The organism is Streptomyces sp. RB17 (assembly GCF_009604455.1).
Lineage (GTDB): Bacteria > Actinomycetota > Actinomycetes > Streptomycetales > Streptomycetaceae > Streptomyces.
Map to the genome: position 1 here is coordinate 547,972 of NZ_WEGL01000007.1, position 18,363 is coordinate 566,334.

The following is an 18,363-nucleotide window of genomic DNA, read 5'->3' on the forward strand; positions in this document are numbered from 1 at the left end:
GCCGTCCCCGCTACCGTGACCGCCATGGACGACGCCACCGCACCGCACGCAGCCGACAGCCACGACCTGATCCGTGTGCACGGCGCCCGGGAGAACAACCTCAAGGACGTCAGCGTGGAGCTGCCCAAGCGCCGGCTGACCGTGTTCACCGGCGTGTCCGGCTCCGGCAAGAGCTCACTCGTGTTCGACACGATCGCCGCGGAGTCGCAGCGCCTGATCAACGAGACGTACAGCGCGTTCGTGCAGGGCTTCATGCCGACGCTGGCGCGCCCCGAGGTCGACGTCCTCGACGGAATCACCACCGCGATCATCGTCGACCAGCAGCGGATGGGCGCCGACCCCCGCTCCACCGTCGGCACCGCCACCGACGCCAACGCCATGCTGCGCATCCTGTTCAGCCGGCTCGGCAAGCCGCACATCGGCTCGCCCAAGGCGTACTCCTTCAACGTCGCCTCCATCAGCGGTGCCGGTGCGGTCACCGTGGAGCGCGGCGGACAGCAGGTGAAGGAGCGGCGAAGCTTCAGCATCACCGGCGGCATGTGCCCGCGCTGCGAGGGCCGGGGCGCGGTCACCGACCTCGACCTCACCCAGCTCTACGACGACTCCCTCTCCCTCAACGAGGGTGCGCTCACCATTCCCGGCTACAAGACGGGCGGCTGGAACTACCGCCTCTACACCGAGTCCGGCCTGTACGACCCGGACAAGCCGATCCGCAAGTTCACCAAGCGGGAGCTGCAGGACTTCCTGTACAAGGAACCGACCCGGATGAAGATCGCGGGCATCAACATGACCTACGAGGGTCTGATCCCGCGCATCCAGAAGTCGATGCTCGCCAAGGACAAGGAGGGCATGCAGCCGCACATCCGGGCGTTCGTGGACCGTGCGGTCACCTTCACGGTCTGCCCCGAGTGCGCGGGTACCCGGCTCACCGAGGCGGCCCGGTCCTCGAAGATCGACGGCGTCAGCATCGCCGACGCGTGCGCGATGCAGATCAGCGACCTGGCCGACTGGGTAGGGGGGCTCGCCGAGCCGACGGTGGCCCCGCTCCTGGCCTCCCTGCGGCACACCCTGGACTCGTTCGTGGAGATCGGCCTCGGCTATCTCTCGCTCGACCGGCCGGCGGGCACGCTGTCGGGCGGCGAGGCCCAGCGCGTGAAGATGATCCGCCACCTGGGCTCGTCCCTCACCGACGTGACGTACGTCTTCGACGAGCCGACCATCGGACTGCACCCGCACGACATCCAGCGGATGAACGAGCTGCTGCTGCGCCTGCGCGACAAGGGCAACACCGTGCTGGTCGTCGAGCACAAGCCGGAGGCGATCGCGGTCGCCGACCATGTCGTCGACCTCGGCCCCGGCGCCGGTACGGGGGGCGGCACGGTCTGTTTCGAGGGCACGGTGGCGGGCCTGCGGGCCAGCGGCACCCTGACCGGCCGGCACCTGGACGACCGGGCGGCGGTCAAGGACACGGTGCGCAAGCCGACGGGCGCCCTGGAGATCAGGGGTGCGGCCACGCACAACCTCCAGAACGTCGACGTCGACGTCCCGCTGGGCGTGCTCTGCGTCGTCACGGGGGTGGCCGGCTCCGGCAAGAGCTCGCTGGTGCACGGCTCGATGCCGCGGGGCGCGGAGGTCGTGTCCGTCGACCAGACCCCGATCCGCGGCTCGCGCCGCAGCAACCCGGCGACGTACACCGGGCTGCTGGAGCCGATCCGGAAGGCGTTCGCCAAGGCCAACGGGGTGAAGCCGGCGCTGTTCAGCGCGAACTCCGAGGGCGCCTGCCCCACCTGCAACGGCGCCGGTGTCATCTACACGGACCTGGCGATGATGGCCGGTGTCGCCACGACGTGCGAGGAGTGCGAGGGCAAACGCTTCCAGGCCTCGGTGCTGGAGTACACCTTCGGCGGGCGGGACATCGCGGAGGTGCTGGCGATGTCGGTGACCGAGGCGGAGGAGTTCTTCGCCTCGGGCGAGGCGCGCACGCCGGCCGCGCACAAGATCCTGGAGCGCATGTCCGACGTGGGCCTCGGCTACCTCACCCTCGGCCAGCCGCTCACCACCCTCTCCGGCGGCGAACGCCAGCGTCTGAAGCTGGCGACGCACATGGCCGACAAGGGCGGGATCTACATCCTCGACGAGCCGACCACCGGTCTCCACCTGGCCGACGTGGAACAGCTCCTCGCCCTCCTGGACCGCCTGGTCGACTCCGGCAAGTCGGTGATCGTCGTGGAACACCACCAGGCGGTCATGGCCCACGCCGACTGGATCATCGACCTCGGCCCCGGCGCCGGCCACGACGGCGGCCGCGTCGTCTTCGAGGGCACCCCGTCCGACCTGGTCGCCGCGCGCTCGACGCTTACGGGGGAGCACCTGGCGGCGTATGTCGGCGCGTGAGGAGACGGCGAGGAGCCAAGCGCCGTTGAGCTGAGGCCCGTCAGAACGGCAGCGGGCGGGCGTGGACCACGTCCAGGCGGGATACCGCCCTGGTCAGTACGGAGTACAGCCGGTGCGCGCCCCGCTCCTCCGCTTCCGCCACGGCCGCCGGTTCCACGGCCACGACATGGTCGTACTCCAGGCCCTTGGCCAGGGTCGCGGGGACGAGTGTCACGCGGGCGCCCAGTGCGTCCGGACCCGCCGGGTCCAGGCCGGCTGCCGTGAGCGCCGCCCGCACGGCGTCCACGTCCGCGTCGGCGGCGACGACGCCCACCGAGCCCTCGTGGGCGAGCGCCTCGCGCACCGCGGTCACGGTCGTGGCCGGCACGTCGTCGGTCGGGCGCATCCTCAACTCGCCGTCCGTGCGGAGGGAATGTGCCGCGGGTACCGACACGTCCAGCCGGGGCAGCAGGCGGTTGGCCAGCGCCACGACGGCCGCCGGCACCCGGAAACCGATGGTCAGCGGGACCACGGCCGCGTCCGGCCGGCCGAGGTGGCGCAGCTGGACGGACCAGTCGCGGGCGGCCCACGGGGTGGTGCCCTGGGCGAGGTCGCCGAGGACGGTCAGCGAACCGAAGGCGGCGCGGCGGGCGATGGCCCGGCACTCCATGGGCGAGAGGTCCTGTGCCTCGTCGACGACGATGTGACCGCAGCCCTCGGGGTGTTCGATCAGTCCGGAGAGCTCGTCCAGCAGTACCAGGTCGGCGGCCGACCAGCGGGCCGACTTGTACGAGCGCGGCGGGCGGGGCCACAGGAGCGCCGCCTGCTCGTCCGGGTCCAGCAGACCGCCGGCCCACCTTGACAACTCCCTTGGATCGGCGAGGAGTTGCGCCAGCACCTCCTCGGGGCGGACCTTGGGCCAGACCAGGTCGAGGTGTTCGGTGACCGGCCGGGCCCGTTCGACGCGGCGCACCCAGGAGGCGGGCAGGACCCCGGAGCGCCGTTCGGCCCGCTCGCGCAGCCGCCGTACCACCCGGGTACGAACCCGCTCGCGGCCGATCGCGTACGGCGGCTCCTCGCTGCGGACCGCCTCGACGACGGCGGTCAGTTCAGCGGCGGGCACCCGCCACCGACCGGAGCCGTCCTGCACGGCGAGGTCGGTCACGCCGGCGGTGGTGACCCTGCCGTACAGCGCCCGGCGCAGCACCTCGGCCATCCGGGCGTCGTGTTTGAGCGCCGCCGTGTCCGCCGGGTCGGTGCCGGTGACCGGGTGCCGGGCGATCTCCTCCAGGAGGGTCGACTGTCGCACGCCGGTCTCGCCGAGCGAGGGCAGCACCTCGGCGATGTAGTGCAGGAACGTGCGGTTGGGGCCGAGGATCAGCAGTCCGGCGCGCTGGAGCCGCTTGGGGTGGGTGTACAGCAGGTACGCGGCGCGGTGCAGGCCCACCGCCGTCTTGCCGGTGCCGGGCGCGCCCTGGACGCACACCGAGTCGGCGAGGGCGGCGCGGACCAGGTCGTCCTGTTCGGGCTGGATGGTGGCGGCGATGTCCCGCATGGGTCCGACGCGGGGCCGCTCGATCTCACGGGCGAGGATGTCGCTGGTCCGGGACGCGCCCCGGCCGAGGTGCTCGTCCTCGAGACCGGTGAGGTCGGCGGACTCGCCCCGGCTGCCCGGCGCCCAGCCGAACCGGCGCCGTACCTCGACGCCCCTCGGGTCGCGGGCGCTCGCCTGGTAGAAGGCGCGGGAGACGGGGGCCCGCCAGTCGGCCACGAGGGGCGGGGCGGCCGGGTCCTCGGTGATCCGGAGCCGGCCGACGTGGTAGTTCTGCCCGCCGTGTTCGGGGTCGGTGCCGGCGAAGTCCAGGCGGCCGAAGAACAGCGGGCCCGGCGGGAGTTCGCGCAGCGCCTTGGCCTGGCTGCGCAACCGGTGGCCGAGGACCTCGGCGTCGGCTCCGGAGGCGGAGACGTCCTCGCCGATGACGACCTGTTCGGCGGCGCCCTCGACCATCGCGGCGAGGGCGGCACGGCACGTGTCGTGGTAGGCGCGCTCGCTGTGCAGGGTGTCGGTGAGGGCGGGGTCGAGTGACGTCATGACGCCAGCGTACCGCCACGGCGTTACCCGGTTACATTTTTAACCGAGTCTCATTGATCACGTCTCAGCTCCGGCAACCCCTCCCCCAGCCGCCGGAACGCCAGCTCGGCCGCCCGTACGGCGTCCGGCGCCACCTCCTCCACCCGCTCCCCCGCCGCGACCCGCCGCCAGTTCTCCTGGGCGAGGATCCGCTGTACGGCGATGATCTGCCCGGCGGCCAGCCGCGCGTCCAGCCCGCCCCCGAGCGCCTCGGCGAGGGCCGCCTCCGACCGCTCCAGATGGGTGTGCGCCCGCGCCACCAGGGCCGGGGTGCCGTAGAGCAGGGTGTGGAAGGCGAGCACCTGGGGATGGTCGTTCAGCCCGGTGACCGGGTCCCGCCGCTCGAGACCGGCCAGGAAGTGCCGGCGCAGCGCGTCCACCGGGTCCGCCGCCCCGGCGACCACCCGCGCGGCCTCCGCCTCGTGGTCGGCGATCCGGTGCAGGACCAGGTCCTCCTTCGCCGGGAAGTACCGGAAGAGCGTCGGCTTGGAGATCCCGGCCGCCGCCGCGACCTCGGCCACGGACACCGCGTCGAAGCCCCGCTCCAGGAACAGCCGCACGGCGATGTCCGACACGTCCTGGTACATCCGCCGCTTCTTGCGCTCACGCAGGCCGATCTCCTCACCCATGCCGCCGAGCCTACGCACCGCGGCGGTGCCCGGCGCACGTCGGAGCCCTTGAGGTCGGTCCCGTCAGGGGACCCCTAGGCCCTGTCGTCAAACTCCAGCCGTCCGCCCGAAGGGCGGGCCCTGCGGCGTCAGGTGCGTGCTCTCGGCGTGCCGGACCCTGGCCCTCGTACTGGATGTACTTGGGCCTGGGTCCGGTGCGGCGAGAGTGCGTGCATGGCGTCGCGGGGCAGGCGGGAGTTTGACGACAGGGCCTAGGCCAGGGCACGAGCAAGATACGGGTTCGCCGTCGGCCGGGCGGGCAGCCCCAGGGAACCCTTGGCGGCTGCCAGGGTCATGGCGTACGAGTCCACGGCGCGGCGGACGTTGGGCGCGTCCAGACTGGCGCCGGTGACCAGCCGGTCGAGGTCCACATAGGCCGAGCGGACGATCTCGATCCACCGGTAGACCCGCCAGTCCTGCCGCCAGTCGCGGGTGTACTCCGCGGGCATCAGGGACTCCCAGCGCCGGAACATCCGGTCCCGGATCTCCGGCCGGGTCGGCGTCAGGTGCATGTGCCTGACCAGGTCGTACAGGGGATCGCCCACGGCCGCCAGCTCCCAGTCGATGAGGGTCAGCGCCAGGTGGTCGTCGCGGCGTACGAGGTTCCACGGATTCAGGTCGCCGTGCAACAGGATCGGCTTGCGGTGGCTCACGTCGTGCCGGGCCAGTATCTGCCGGAGCCGGTCGGCCTCGGGCAGGCCGAGGAGCCGGGCCAGGTGCTGGGACTCCTTGGGCAGCCCCCTGACCAGGGCCACGAGTTGCTCCGCCAGCCAGCCGTAGAAACGGAAGTCCCGCTCGCCGGCCGCGGGGTCGAGCTTCGTGTAGTCCACGCCCTTCAGCGCGCAGAGCTGGTCGACGAGCCGGTCCGCCTCGTACGGGAGCAGCCCGTGCACCGGATGCTCGGGCGGCCGCTCGGTGTCGAAGGGCCCCTCGTAGGTGTGGACGGCGAAACTGTCCTTCCGGAATTTCCCGGGATAGCTCTCGCCCAGCGCGAGAATCCTCGGTGCCGCCACCGGCACCCCGGAATCCTCGATGGCCCGCAAAACCGCGTGCTCGCTGAGAAAGCTGCGTTCGCGCCGGCAGACCTTCGCCACTTTCCGCCGCACCACGACCGGGAATGCGATACCGGGGACCCGCACCACGGAATTCAGATGGGCCGTTCCCTTGAACACCCGGTCGGCCGGAGCGGCACCTTCCGCATGCAGCGCCGCATGCACCGCCGAGTAGGGGAAATCCCGGTGCTCGGGCACTCTTCGGTCCGGGTTCCAGGACGGGGAGACAAAGGTGGAGAAGAGACCCTTGCGCGCCTTTCCGCGCGAAATGCGCCAGCGGAACAGGACCCGCTCGATCTCCGCCTCGCTGGGCAGACTGCGCAGGTTCAGCGGCGCCCGGGCCGCCTCCAGGGCACGGCGCACCCGCCCCGTGGCGTGGTCCAGCCCCTTCTGGTCGAACGTCTCGTCCAGGGAGATCGCGGCGCGCATGACGTCCGGGTACACCGACTGGGCCTGCTCGAAGGCGATGTAGTGGCGCAGGTCCTTGGCCAGCCCGTTGACCGCCCCCGGGCGGATCCGCTGCATGGCCTCGGCCCAGGCGTCGATCACCTCGGACCACTGATGCCTCGGGTACCGCATGCGCACCAGATGGGTCGCCAGGTCGTGCAGGGGGTCGCCGTACGTCGCCAGTTCCCAGTCGACGCAGATCAGCGGGGGGTCCCCGGCGTAGGTCACGATCAGGTTGTCGCGGTGCAGGTCGGCGTGGAGCAGGCTGTACGGCCGGCGCGCCATCGGCGGCACCCGCTCGGCCAGCCGGACGAGCGCGTCCTCCGGGATGCCCAGCGCCGCGAACAGACCGCCGAACGCCCTCCAGTTGGGCCGGCGGATCTGCTGGTCGGCACGGTGCGCCAGCGTCTGCAGAAAGCCCTGGCTGTCCTGGTCGTTGCTGGGCCAGCCGGCCGGCAGCGGCGGCAGCGCGCCCCGGCGCACCTGGGCCATCTGGGCGAGCAGCCCGGCGAGGGCCTTGATCAGCAGCGCGTCCACGGGTTTGCCGTTGCCGCACACGCTGGAGAGCGGTACGCCCTCCACATAGCCGTGGATGGCGAACCCGTCCCCCTCCGCGAGGCACTCGGGCACGTGCGGCAGGACGCTCTTGACCGCCCGGAGGATCTCCGCCTCGTTGTGCCAGGTCCTGATCACCACCGGCAACGCCTCGGCCCGCCGGATCCGCACGGTCACCGAGGTGCCGGCGTCGCGGCCCAGGAGCTGGGCCATGGGCGGCGGGAGCGGCATCCGGTAGTTGTCGTTGTGGTGGCCGCTGCTCATCTCGCCCTGACGCGTGGCGAGGCCCACGAATCTTTCGTACGGCGCATGCGCTGCGCCGGGTTCGGCGCGTTCCCCACGAAAGAGGTGGGGAACGGGAGGTGCGCCCACTGGCCGCTCCGAAATACTCGCGCTGGTGGAAAGTATGGCAAACGGTAAACGCGGGCGTCTGTCCGCACGAGTGGAACCGTGGTCGAGTAGCCACAACGGGTGTGTTCGGCGCTCGTCCGCGTCGGATCCTTTTCCGGTCGGCACGTTTGCCGACCGGTACGTACGAACGGGAGCGGTTGCTCACGCGGTGCGCGCATGCTACAGCACGCCGCTCGACCGGCCCCCCGAATCGCGGGGCCGCGCTCACACCGCGGCGGACTCGTCCGTCAGCAGCTCCCACACCGCCTCGAACCACGCCGTCATCCCGTCCACGAAGGTCGAGCCCGGCGAGTCCGTACGGCCGTCGCGGACGTGGTGGGTGAGGGTCGCGCCGAGCCCCAGGACGTCCACCGCCCGCACCTCTTCGTGGACGTCGAGCATCACCGGCCTCACGAGCGGTATGTAGGGGCCGTGCAGCACCTCGGAGCCGTTGATCACGTACAGCTTGAACGTCGGCGCGAACGGGGCATGGCGGAACTCGTACGACACCGACGGGACGAGCTTCTCCCGGTGCAGCTCCCCGAGGACCTTGTCGAGGGAGGTGATATGGGTCTCGGCGATGCCCCGCAGCCGCTCCCTGAGCCGCTCGTCGTCCCTCCTCTCCACGCCCCGCGGATACGGCAGGGCGTCGATCGCGGACGGGAGGATCAGGCGCAGGGCGATCCGCTGGGGCGCGATGATCCCGGCGCGGATCCGCTCCGCCTGCAGGTGGATGTGGGTGTCCAGGCTCTCCGACGTCAACGTGTAGATGTCCAGGGTGACGTCGGACTGCTCGAAGGCCTCGGCGATCAGGGGGCCGAGGGTCAGCTGACGGCGGGAGCGGCTCGCCCGGGGCGTCGAGGACTGGATGCGCTGGTTGCGCACCACCCATGAGCCCTTGCCCTGCCGGGACTGGATCCAGCCCTCGCCGCGCAGCGCCCGCAGGGCCCGCTGCACGGTGTCCCGGGACACCCCGAACTCCTTCGCCAGGGTGGTCTGGGAGGGCAACAGGGTGTCCACCGGGTAGAAGCCGTCGGCCATCCGGGCCCGCAGTTCCTCCGCGACCCGGAGGAACTCGTGGCCGCCGGTCTCGTCCTTCCGCTCCACCGTCACACGCGGTACGTACCTCCCGCGGACCAGCGGCAAACCCGCGGCAGTCAGGCAAGCAGTCAGGTCAACTGTCCGGTTACTGGATCTAGTTGGCCGGGCATGCTGCCCCAAGCAGTCAACTTCACCAGTCAACAGTGCGGACTTGAGGGGTTGACCGGTTGCCGGGGCCCGAGGGGGTGGAAGTCATGACGGTCCATGTGCTCGGGTTCGACGTGCAGATCGACGACCTGAGTCAGCTCGTCTTCTGGGGCGCGGGCCTGGTGGTGTCGCTGACCGGCTGGATCCGCGGGCGCGCACGGCGCCGGCCGCGGGCCGGGGTTCCGGACGCCGCGCGGCCCGCCGTCATCGGCCGCGCAACAGGCGCAGCAGCGGCTCCAGCGACGCGACGACGAACCCGGCTCCGGCCTCCCGCAAAAGCTTCCCCTTCCGTTCGTTACGCGCGTAGCCGAGAAAGGGCACGCCGGCGTCGTTCGCGGCGGCGAGGTCGGAGGTCGAGTCCCCGATCATCAGGGCCGCCGCGGGGGCGGAGCCCATCGCGGCCAGGGCCCGGTTGAGGCAGTGCGGGTCGGGCTTGAGCAGGTGCAGGGCGGTCGTGCGGCCGTAGATGTGCGGGGCGAAGCAGGGAGTGAGACCGCGGCCCTGCAGATAGGCGCGGACCACTCTGGGCGAGTTGTTGGTGGTGATGGCGAGGCGGGAGCCGACCGCGGTCCAGGTGCGTATCAGGGGGTCGGCGTAGGGGGTGGGCAGCGCGGAGCCGGCGGCTCGCAGCTCCTCCTGGGTGAGACGTTCCTCCAGCTCGGCCACGAGGTCGCTGCCGGGGCGCCGGCGGTCCACGGCGCGCAGCACCACATGGGGGTCCAGCGAGTCGCGCTCGGAGTCGCTGAGCAGATCGTGCAGCCCGCGCCCGGCCAGCCAGTCCACCAGCTCGGCCGCCACCCGTTCCGCCCTGTGGAGCGCGAACAGCCGGCAGATCGGCCCGTCGAAGTCCCATAGGACCACTCGGGCACCTTCGATCAGATCCCGGAGCCGATCGGTCTCGTACGCGGCCTGTTCGGTCTGCGTCGTGTCAGTCTGCGTCGCATCAGAAGTCACTAGGAGAGTGTCAGGTCCGTGGTGATGGTTTCCCAGAGGGCGTCGAACCACTTCTGCGATTGCTCCACGAACGCCGCGTCCCGCTGTCCGGCCCGCTGCTCGAAGGAGAACAGCAGGGACTCCGAGCCGAGGGTGTCCCACATCTCCAGCGTCCCGCTCTCGGTGGGCTCCTCCCGCCTGGCGATCATGTAGTGCGCGAACAGCGCCTCCACCCCGTTGAGCAGGTACAGCTTCACCGGCGGGGTGAACGGCAGCGCCCGGAAGGTGACATGCACGTCGATGTCGTGGGTGCCGCGCAGCGCCTGGAGGTTGTACTGCAGCACCTGGCCCTGGGCGTTGCGCATGGCCAGCCAGCGCTGGTGGACGGCGTCCTCCTCCTCGCTGCCGGCGTCGACGGAGACCGGGAAGGCGAGGTTGATGTCCCGGGACGGCAGCAGGATGCGGGCGTCGATCCGCTCGGGGTGCAGCCGGCCCTCGTGGACCAGGCGCAGCGGCTCGCCGAGCGCGGGGATCAGGCTCTGCGCGGTCAGGCAGACGGCGTCGATGCGCACGTGTGGCGCCGAGAACGCCTCGGTCAGCCGGGGCGCGAGCGCCACCATGGTCGGCTGGGGCTCCCCCCGCACGGTCCGCGGCTCGGCGACCCGCGGCGGGCTGCCCTTGCTGACGTCGGCGAGCAGCCCGTCCTCCTGGAGCACCCGCAGCGCCTGGCGTACGGCACCTCGCTCGACGCCGAACTCCCCGGCCAGCTCGGCCTGGGTGGGCAGCCGCTCGCCGGGCTGCAGCGCACCGGTGCGGATCCGTTCGCGCAGGGTGTCGGCGATCTCCTGAGGCGTGAGCCGCCTGCTGCCGTTCACTGCCACATGCTCCTGAGTCACGACCAAACGCTACAACTCTGATCCATCTTTGGGGAGTTGCCGAGAAGTTGTTTATAAACTCGGACCAAGTGGGGACAACTTAGATGGAGTTGGTTGCCAACTTCTCGGAAGTTTTCCAAGTTGGCCAATCGTCTGAAGGGGGAACCGCCGTGCCCGCCCTCGCTCTCCTCGTCGAACAGCTCGTCCAGTGGAAGTACGGTCTCGCCGGCGCCGTCGGCCTGCTTCTGATCTCCGTCGGCATCGAGACCAAGAGTCACAAGGCGCTCTCCGCCGGCGCCGTCCTGCTCGCCGTGCTCCTCGCGGGCCCGGCGCTGTGACCGTCACGCGCCCTAGGAGCTGAGCAGGAGCTCCGTACTGATCGTCTCCCACAGCGCGTCGAACCACCGCCGCGACTGCTTCACGAACGCGGCGTCACGCTCCCCGGCACGCCGCTCGAAGGCGAACAGCATCGAGCGCGTGCCGTCCGCGTCGTACAGCTCCAGATGCTCGTGCTCGATCTCCCGCTCGCGGCGCTTCAGCGTGTAGTACGCGAAGAGCGCCTCGGAGTCGCCCAGCAGGTACAGCTTGACCGGCGGGGTGAAGGGCAGGGCGCGGAAGGAGACCCGGACGTCGATCCCGTGCGTGGTGAGCAGGGCCAGCAGGTTCTGCCGCAGCACCATGCCCTGGGCGTTGCGCTGGGCCAGCCAGCGCCGGTGCAGCAGACCGTGGTCGTCGGCGGCCACCGCCGCCGGGAAGGCGAGGTCGATGTCACGGCTGGGCAGCAGCACCCGGACGTCGATCTTGGCCGGTTTCAGCCGTCCCGCGTGGATCTGCCTCAACGGCTCGCCGACGGCCAGCGTGAGCGAGACCGAGGTCAGGCAGAGCGCGTCGATCCGCACGTGAGGGGCGGCGAAGGCCTTCGCTATCCGGGGTGCGAGGCCGACCATGGTGGGCTGCGGCGGCGCAGCCTGCCCGGCCGGCAGCCTGGCCGGCCCGGGTACGGCCGCCACGGTGGCCGGGCTGCCTTGGGAAACGTTGGTGAGCAGGCGCTCCGACTGCAGGGTGCGCAAGGCCTGGCGCACGGTCCCGCGCTCGACGCCGAACTCGACGGCCAGCTCCGCCTGCGTGGGCATGCGCTGACCCGGCTGCAGCACTCCGGCCCTGATCCGGCTGCGCAGTGCGTCGGCGATGTCGCGATGGGACGCGTGGGGCCGCTGTGACCTCGTCCGTCCACTGGCGGAGGCGTGCTCCGGTTCCACGTACAAACACTACAACTTCCCGCCAAGTTCCGGCAGTTCATCGACAGCTGGTTATGAGCCGCTTCCTAGTGGACATAAGTACGGTGAAGTTGGCTGCCAACTTGCACGACATGGTCAAGCTTCCCAGTGGTTGGCCGACCGGGCTCCCTTCCGGAGGGGAGCCGGGAGCCCGGGCAGGGGACGGCCACCGAAGCGCACAGTCACAACTGAACACGACATCGCACAGCCACAACTGAACACCGCATGCACAGCCACAACTGAACAGCTCGCTACGGATGCACAGCCGCACGTCGCCGGGAGAAGGGAGCGGTCAGAACATGTCCGGGCACCAAGGACGCCCGGACGAACGGAACAGGGCGTCGGCCTTCCGGGCGGCGCCCTCTCGTTCTTCCCGCACCCGCCCGAGCGCCGCGAGCCGCAGCAACGACTCGCCGCCGAGCCACACCGAGGCCAACTCGCCCACGCCCAGCGTCAGATCGGCGCTCCCGGCGCCCGCGGGCACACAGGACGCCCCCTGCGGCGAGGCCTCCAGCCGGAACCGCCCTCCCGTCATGCCGGCACCGTCCACGACCTCCAGGACAAGGGTGCCCGTCCCGTCGTACGTCCGCGCCTCCAGGGCCCGTACGACGTCCAGGATCCGCACCCACAGCCAGTCCCCGTGCTCGGCGATCCTGGCCGCGCGCGGATCGGGGAGGTGAAGGGGCAGCAGGTCGTCGGGGCCACGGAAGTCGCTCTCGACCTTCGTGATCCAGTCGATGGAACACAGGTAGTGCCACAGGGCGCGCTCGGCGGCCGGGGTGGTCGCGATCAGCCCCCGCACGGTGGCGGTCTGGTCGGGCTGCTTGCCGTCCCACGCCTCGTCGCACGTGTACGCCACCAGACCCTCGACCTCGCCGGAGGCCGAGCGGTGGACGGCGTAGAACGGCTCGGTCCAGTCGGCGTGGGTGCGGACCACGCCCGTCTGCACCAGCCACCACAGCTCGTCACGGCTGACCGCGCCGGGCTGGGCGCGGCGGAACCGCTCGAACAGCTCCGGACCCAGCTTGCGCACGTCCTCGCCGTCCACCAGATCGATCCGGCCTCCGTCCCCGGGGCCGGACCAGCGCGGGTCCAGGCCGGCGCGCGGCACCGCGACGGTCCACCGGGTCGACCAGGTGGCCGGGCCGAAGCCGTAGCGCCCGTAGATCGGGTACTCGGCGGCGATCAGGGTGGCGACGACGTCACCGCGCTCCTTCGCCGCCGCGAGGTCCCGGTTCATCATCTGTGTGAGCAGGCCGCGGCGGCGGTGGGTGGGGCTGACGGTGACGCCGGAGATGGCATCCGCGGGGACCAGGCCGCCGCCCACCGTGGTCAGTTCCTGGGCGAAGGAGCGGAAGGTGGCCACCCACCGGTGGCCGTCCACGGCACCCAGCCACCGTCCCGGTACGAACTGCCGCCGTCGGGCGTCGAGTTGCTCGCGCGCCAGAGCCGGCGGCCGGGTGAACCCGGTGGCCAGCGCACGCTGCCAGTCCTCGAAATCGGCCTCGGTGACGATCCGGACGTCGGTCATGGGGCCACGGTAGGCGGGCGGCCGCCGGGTGTCCTCCCCTTTTCCCCGTCCCTTTCCCCCGTCCCTTTCCCCGGCCCTTTCCCCGTCGCGTTCTTCCCTTGTCGCGCGGTTCCCGTCAGAGCAGCAGGTCGTCCACCTGTGCCTCACCCACCCGGTACCGGCGGGCGATCTCCGCGCTGCAGTCGTCGGCCGTGCGCTGCAGGCGCTGACGGCGTCCGGAGACCTCCTGCTCGTACCGCACCAGCCGCCCCATCGCGGCGGACAGTTCCAGGTCCGTCCGCGCCTGCAGGTCCGACAGTTCGACCTCGCCGAGCATCTCGGCGGCCAGCTGCCGGTACTCCTCGTTGTGCGGGGTGCCGAGCGTGACATGCCGGGCCGAGGAGCGGTGCCGGGCCGGGGCGTCCTTGAGGATCTCCGGGAGCCGGTCGACCATGGAGCCGTCCGCGGGCGCCGGCACGGACGCGCGGCCACGCCGGCACAGCTCCGCGCGCAGGATGTCGATCCGCCCCTGCAGCAGCCGCCGCACATAGCTGAGGTCCGCCTCGTCGCGCTGGGCGTCGCGGCGCAGCGTGCGCAGCTCGGGCAGGCTCAGCCGGGCCAGCTCGGGCGGATGGGGTTCTCCCCGGCTCGAAGAGCCTTCGCCAGGCTCCGCGGGGCCCGCCGCGGCGGACGGGGGCGCCGAGGCCGCCGTAGCCGGCGGAGTGTCGGCGCGCTGGGCGGGCGGCCGGTACGTCCCCTGCGCCCCCAGCTGCCCACTGGTACTCGGTGTGCTCATGGTGCCTGTGACCGTCCCCTCGACCGGCGTGTGGAAGCATCGTGCCACCCCAACTGGCCGCTATGTGACCGAGTGCCCCCGAACGGCCCCAGATGGGGGGTAAGGGATCGATATTGGACCCCCTGTGACCGCGTAGCGGGCACCCGGCATGATGGTCCGCATGCGTGCGGTGGTGCAGAGAGTGGACGGCGCGAGCGTCGTCGTGGACGGAGAGACGGTCGGCGCGATCGAGGGCGAGGGGCTGTGCGTCCTGGTCGGGGTGACCCATGAGGACACCAAGGAGAAGGCGGCGCAGCTGGCCCGCAAGCTCTGGTCGATCCGCATGCTGCAGGACGAGAGATCGTGCAGCGACATCGACGCCCCGCTGCTGGTCATCAGCCAGTTCACGCTGTACGGCGACGCGCGCAAGGGCCGTCGGCCCACCTGGAACGCCGCCGCCCCCGGCGATGTCGCCGAGCCGCTGGTGGACGAGGTGGTGTCCCGGCTGCGGGCCCTGGGCGCGACGGTCGCCACGGGCCGCTTCGGCGCCCGGATGCGGGTGTCGCTGACGAACGACGGACCCTTCACGGTGCTGCTCGAGGTCTGAGCCGGCACCGGGACGGCTGGTTTGGCCGACGGCCCGGCCGGGATACCCATGGCGCGTGATTCCAACCAAGGTCGACGACACCCTGCCGGAGCTCACGCCCTTCGTCCACGCCGTGCAGGCACGAAGGCCCGACGACGGCACGTGGTGCGAAGCGTGGACGGTACGGGACGTCCTGATCCACCAGACGGGCAACGCGGAGGAACTGGCCCGGGTCCTGCAGGCGTTCCTCGCGGGGACACCGGTGGAGACCAGGGGCTTCGACCGTGAGGCTCCCTTCCGGCGGATGTCCGACTCCGAGCTCTGGGCGACGTTCATGAACCGCTGCGAACGGCTCACCGAGGTCGCCGCGGCCGCCGCCCGGGATCTGTCGCCGGACACGGAGGTGAGGTGGACCGGCCGGACCGTGACGGTCCCCTTCTTCGCGGAGCACATGCGTGAGGAGCTGATCCTGCACCGCTGGGACCTGACCGGCGACGACCGGACGGCGGTGCAGGCGCTCGACGAGCCGTGGATGACCGAGCACAGCGTGGCCTCGGTCGGCCGGCCGTTGCTCGCACGCGGCAGCGCCGGACTGGATCTGGGACCCGACGGACGGGTCGAGGGCCGGCTGCGCACCCCGGGCACGGACGACATCGTGGTCAGCGCCGACGCCGACGGCAGCAGCATCCGGTTCGCAGCCCCCGAGGGCCCCGCCACGATCGAGAGCGACGCGGCCACCCGCGTCCTGCTGCTGTGGGGACGGCGCCCCGGCGACCCCACACGCTGGCACAGCGAGGCCGGCCCGGAGGCCCTGCGGGGTGTGCGAGCTCTCCTGAGCGGCTACTGATGAGCGCCCCGTAGGGGCGCGGGGCTGTATCGACATGCGGCTCCGCCGCGTGGGCGCGACCAGCCTCCCACGCACCCGCAGCCGCAGAACTACGGCTCGACCACGACCTCCTGCGCCGCCGCCGTCTCTCCGGCCAGGAGCCTCGCGTCGACCGGCACGTTCCGCTTCACCAGCGCCAGTGCCACCGGTCCCAGTTCGTGGTGCCGTACGGAGGTCGTCACGAAACCGATCTTGCGGCCCTCGGAGCCCTCCTCCGCGATCCGGATCTCCGTGCCCGGCACCGGCAGATGGACCTCGCTGCCGTCCAGGTGGAGGAAGACCAGGCGGCGCGGCGGCTTGCCCAGGTTCTGGACGCGGGCGACCGTCTCCTGGCCGCGGTAGCAGCCCTTCTGCAGGTGCACCGCCGTGCCGATCCAGCCCAGCTCGTGCGGGATCGTCCGGTGGTCGGTCTCGAAGCCGAGCCGGGGCCGGTGCTGCTCGACGCGCAGTGCCTCGTGGGCGAGGAGGCCGACGGCGGGCCCGTGCGCGGCCGCGAAGGACTCCAGGTCCTCGCGCGGCAGGAAGAGATCACGGCCGTACGGCGTCTCGCGCACGACGACGCCCTCGGGCACCTCGGCGATGGACCCGGCGGGCAGGTGGACGACCGCGAAGTCGGCCGTCCGGTCGGCGACCTCCACGCGGTAGAAGAACTTCATCGACTCCAGGTACGCGATCAGCGCGTCCTGGGTCCCGGGCTCCACGTGCGCCCACACGGTCGCACCGTCGTCCACCAGGTACAGCGCGTGCTCGATGTGCCCGTGCGCGGAGAGGATCAGTGCCTCGGTGGCCTCGCCGGGCGGCAGCTCGCTGACGTGCTGGGTGAGCAGCAGATGCAGCCAGCTCAGCCGGTCCTCGCCACTCACGGTGACGACACCGCGGTGGGACAGGTCGACGAAACCGGTGCCGTCGGCGAGGGCACGCTGCTCGCGGAACAGGTCGCCGTAGTGGGCGGCGACGCCTTCGTCCACACCCTCGGCGGGGACGGCGCCGGGCAGGGACAGCAGAGGGCTCTTCATACCGTCAGCCTACGACGTGGTAGTTGAACTCTTCAGCGAACAGTCCTTGCACCGGCCGAAGATCGCGAAGTGCTTCATGTCGGTGTCGAACCCGAACTGCTGCCGCAGCTTGGCGGTGAACTCGGCGGCCACGTCCACGTCGGCCTCGATCACGTTCTCGCAGTCGCGGCAGACCAGGTGCAGATGGCGGTGGCGGTCGGCGAGGTGGTACGTCGGCGCACCGTGCCCGAGGTGGGCGTGGCTGACCAGGCCCAGCTCCTCCAGCAGCTCCAGCGTGCGGTAGACCGTGGAAATGTTGACCCCCGACGCCGTCTTCCTCACTTCCGAGAGGATGTCGTCGGGGGTCGCGTGCTCAAGGGTGTCCACGGCTTCGAGGACAAGCTGCCGCTGCGGCGTCAGCCGGTAGCCGCGCTGCCTGAGGTCGCTCTTCCAGTCGGTGCTCACCACGCGGTCAAGTCTAGGACCGACGGGTCCGAAATCGCCTGGGCGCCTTGAATTCAAGGGATAATCCGACAGGTTTTCTGCCGTACGAGCGGTTGGTTCGATGAACGGTTATTCGGGGTGAATGCCCGGGTAGCTTGGCGGCGACTCGTTGACCCAGCCGAGGAGGAAACCCCATGCGCGCACGCAGAGCCCTGGCCATCGCGATCAGCACCCCGATCCTGCTCGCCGCAGTCGGGATGAGTGGTGCGTCCGCGGCGACCCGGCCCGGGCCCACTGCCGACCGGACTGCGCCTACGGCTGACCTGCCTGCGCCTGCCGCTGACAGTGAGCACAGCAGGCCCAGCAGGCATGCCCAGGCTCAAAAGGCCGCCGAAGACGCAATGGAACCGGACGAAGGCCTCATCACAGGCCTCGCAGGTGAACTCCTGGGCCGGGTGGGCCCCGCCGATTCTTAGGCGCTGCGCATTCCGGCGGGTCGCTCCGGCAATTTCCTCAGTTCGCCGGCGGGAGGTCGCCGGAGGATCCGGACGCGAAGGCCAGGATGTGCGGGACTGCTGCTCGCAGGCTCTCGAAATGGCGGTGCACGCCCTCCACCGAGGCAGCGGCGTTCACGCCCCACACCGTCATACCGGCACGCAGCCCGGACTGCACTCCGGACGGGGCGTCCTCGATGACCAGGCAGTCCCCCGGCTCGGCACCCAGTCGCGCAGCGGCCCGCAGATACGGAACGGGAGAGGGCTTGCCCTCCTCGACGGCGGCTGCGTCCACGATCAGGCCCGGCACCGGCAGGCCCGTCCGCAGGAATCGGCCGCGTACCCGGTGCTCGTAGTTCGAGGTCACCAGGGCCCAGCACCCCGGTGGCAGGCCGCGCAGCACATCTGCTGCACCGTCGAAGGCCGCGTAGACGCCGGACCGCACGTCCTCGTCCTCCAGCTCGTGCAGCGCGGCCAGGCACATGTGCGGATCGTGACACGCGGCGACCTGGGCGAAGGTCTCCATGGGCCTGGTCCGCAGGGCCACCCGGTAGACCTCGTCCGGATCCAGCCCGTAGCGCTCCGCCCACGCTCGCCACACCCGGCGCTGATTCTCCACCGCGTCGATCAACGTGCCGTCGACGTCGAACAGGACGAACCTGGTGCGGCAGGACATTCCGTGGATCGATCTGCGCCTTACCCGACCCGAGCCCCGCCCGGCGTT

The 18,363-nt window shown here is 71.2% G+C and carries 16 protein-coding genes; 4 read left to right on the forward strand and 12 right to left on the reverse strand.

Annotation, left to right across the window (positions count from 1 at the left end):
• The first annotated feature begins 24 nt into the window (after positions 1 to 24).
• Positions 25 to 2,394, forward strand: a complete 2,370-nt coding sequence (locus SRB17_RS31060) for an ATP-binding cassette domain-containing protein (RefSeq protein ID WP_153543425.1) — start codon at positions 25 to 27, stop codon at positions 2,392 to 2,394.
• Between the two features lie 40 nt (positions 2,395 to 2,434).
• Here the strand turns inward: SRB17_RS31060 and SRB17_RS31065 are convergent, their stop codons facing one another.
• From SRB17_RS31065 to SRB17_RS31090, 6 genes are all read right to left on the reverse strand, one after another.
• The gene (locus tag SRB17_RS31065; protein ID WP_153543426.1) at positions 2,435 to 4,465 is read right to left on the reverse strand and encodes a HelD family protein; all 2,031 of its coding nucleotides are present in this window, start codon (positions 4,463 to 4,465) and stop codon (positions 2,435 to 2,437) included.
• Positions 4,466 to 4,515: 50 nt separating this feature from the next.
• Positions 4,516 to 5,133: a TetR family transcriptional regulator gene (locus SRB17_RS31070; protein ID WP_153543427.1), complete on the reverse strand. Its 618-nt coding sequence runs from the start codon at positions 5,131 to 5,133 to the stop codon at positions 4,516 to 4,518.
• 251 nt (positions 5,134 to 5,384) lie between these two features.
• Positions 5,385 to 7,517: a phosphotransferase gene (locus SRB17_RS31075; protein WP_416237101.1), complete on the reverse strand. Its 2,133-nt coding sequence runs from the start codon at positions 7,515 to 7,517 to the stop codon at positions 5,385 to 5,387.
• Between the two features lie 324 nt (positions 7,518 to 7,841).
• Entirely contained in the window at positions 7,842 to 8,729 is an 888-nt protein-coding gene (locus SRB17_RS31080) for a winged helix-turn-helix domain-containing protein (protein WP_323376485.1), read from the reverse strand.
• A gap of 339 nt (positions 8,730 to 9,068) precedes the next feature.
• Complete coding sequence (locus tag SRB17_RS31085) at positions 9,069 to 9,818, reverse strand: HAD family hydrolase (RefSeq protein WP_323376486.1); 750 nt, start codon at positions 9,816 to 9,818, stop codon at positions 9,069 to 9,071.
• On the reverse strand, positions 9,818 to 10,699 hold the full coding sequence (locus SRB17_RS31090; RefSeq protein WP_153543428.1) for a winged helix-turn-helix domain-containing protein: 882 nt from the start codon (positions 10,697 to 10,699) through the stop codon (positions 9,818 to 9,820). Before SRB17_RS31090 ends, SRB17_RS31085 begins: the two co-directional genes overlap by 1 nt.
• A 143-nt stretch (positions 10,700 to 10,842) precedes the next feature.
• On the opposite strand from SRB17_RS31090, the gene SRB17_RS31095 reads away from it, so the two are divergent.
• Positions 10,843 to 11,010, forward strand: a complete 168-nt coding sequence (locus SRB17_RS31095) for a hypothetical protein (protein ID WP_323376487.1) — start codon at positions 10,843 to 10,845, stop codon at positions 11,008 to 11,010.
• Between the two features lie 12 nt (positions 11,011 to 11,022).
• On the opposite strand, the gene SRB17_RS31100 is transcribed toward SRB17_RS31095, so the two are convergent.
• The 3 genes from SRB17_RS31100 to SRB17_RS31110 form a co-directional block, all read right to left on the reverse strand.
• Positions 11,023 to 11,937, reverse strand: a complete 915-nt coding sequence (locus SRB17_RS31100; protein WP_153543430.1) for a winged helix-turn-helix domain-containing protein — start codon at positions 11,935 to 11,937, stop codon at positions 11,023 to 11,025.
• Between the two features lie 304 nt (positions 11,938 to 12,241).
• The gene (locus SRB17_RS31105; RefSeq protein ID WP_153543431.1) at positions 12,242 to 13,480 is read right to left on the reverse strand and encodes a GNAT family N-acetyltransferase; all 1,239 of its coding nucleotides are present in this window, start codon (positions 13,478 to 13,480) and stop codon (positions 12,242 to 12,244) included.
• A gap of 115 nt (positions 13,481 to 13,595) precedes the next feature.
• The gene (locus tag SRB17_RS31110; protein WP_153543432.1) at positions 13,596 to 14,255 is read right to left on the reverse strand and encodes an aerial mycelium formation protein; all 660 of its coding nucleotides are present in this window, start codon (positions 14,253 to 14,255) and stop codon (positions 13,596 to 13,598) included.
• Positions 14,256 to 14,415: 160 nt separating this feature from the next.
• Between SRB17_RS31110 and dtd the strand changes: the two genes are divergently transcribed.
• Complete coding sequence (gene dtd, locus SRB17_RS31115) at positions 14,416 to 14,841, forward strand: D-aminoacyl-tRNA deacylase (protein WP_153543433.1); 426 nt, start codon at positions 14,416 to 14,418, stop codon at positions 14,839 to 14,841.
• Positions 14,842 to 14,896: 55 nt separating this feature from the next.
• A complete protein-coding gene (locus tag SRB17_RS31120) occupies positions 14,897 to 15,667 on the forward strand; it encodes a maleylpyruvate isomerase N-terminal domain-containing protein (protein ID WP_323376488.1) in 771 nt (256 codons plus the stop codon).
• 89 nt (positions 15,668 to 15,756) lie between these two features.
• Here SRB17_RS31120 and SRB17_RS31125 read toward each other — a convergent pair whose 3' ends face one another.
• The 3 genes from SRB17_RS31125 to SRB17_RS31135 form a co-directional block, all read right to left on the reverse strand.
• Positions 15,757 to 16,722 (reverse strand): YgfZ/GcvT domain-containing protein, encoded by a 966-nt coding sequence (locus SRB17_RS31125; RefSeq protein WP_153543435.1) that lies wholly within the window; start codon positions 16,720 to 16,722, stop codon positions 15,757 to 15,759.
• Between the two features lie 9 nt (positions 16,723 to 16,731).
• On the reverse strand, positions 16,732 to 17,169 hold the full coding sequence (locus SRB17_RS31130) for a Fur family transcriptional regulator (protein WP_323376489.1): 438 nt from the start codon (positions 17,167 to 17,169) through the stop codon (positions 16,732 to 16,734).
• 489 nt (positions 17,170 to 17,658) lie between these two features.
• On the reverse strand, positions 17,659 to 18,315 hold the full coding sequence (locus SRB17_RS31135; protein ID WP_153543437.1) for an HAD family hydrolase: 657 nt from the start codon (positions 18,313 to 18,315) through the stop codon (positions 17,659 to 17,661).
• Between the last annotated feature and the right edge of the window lie 48 nt (positions 18,316 to 18,363).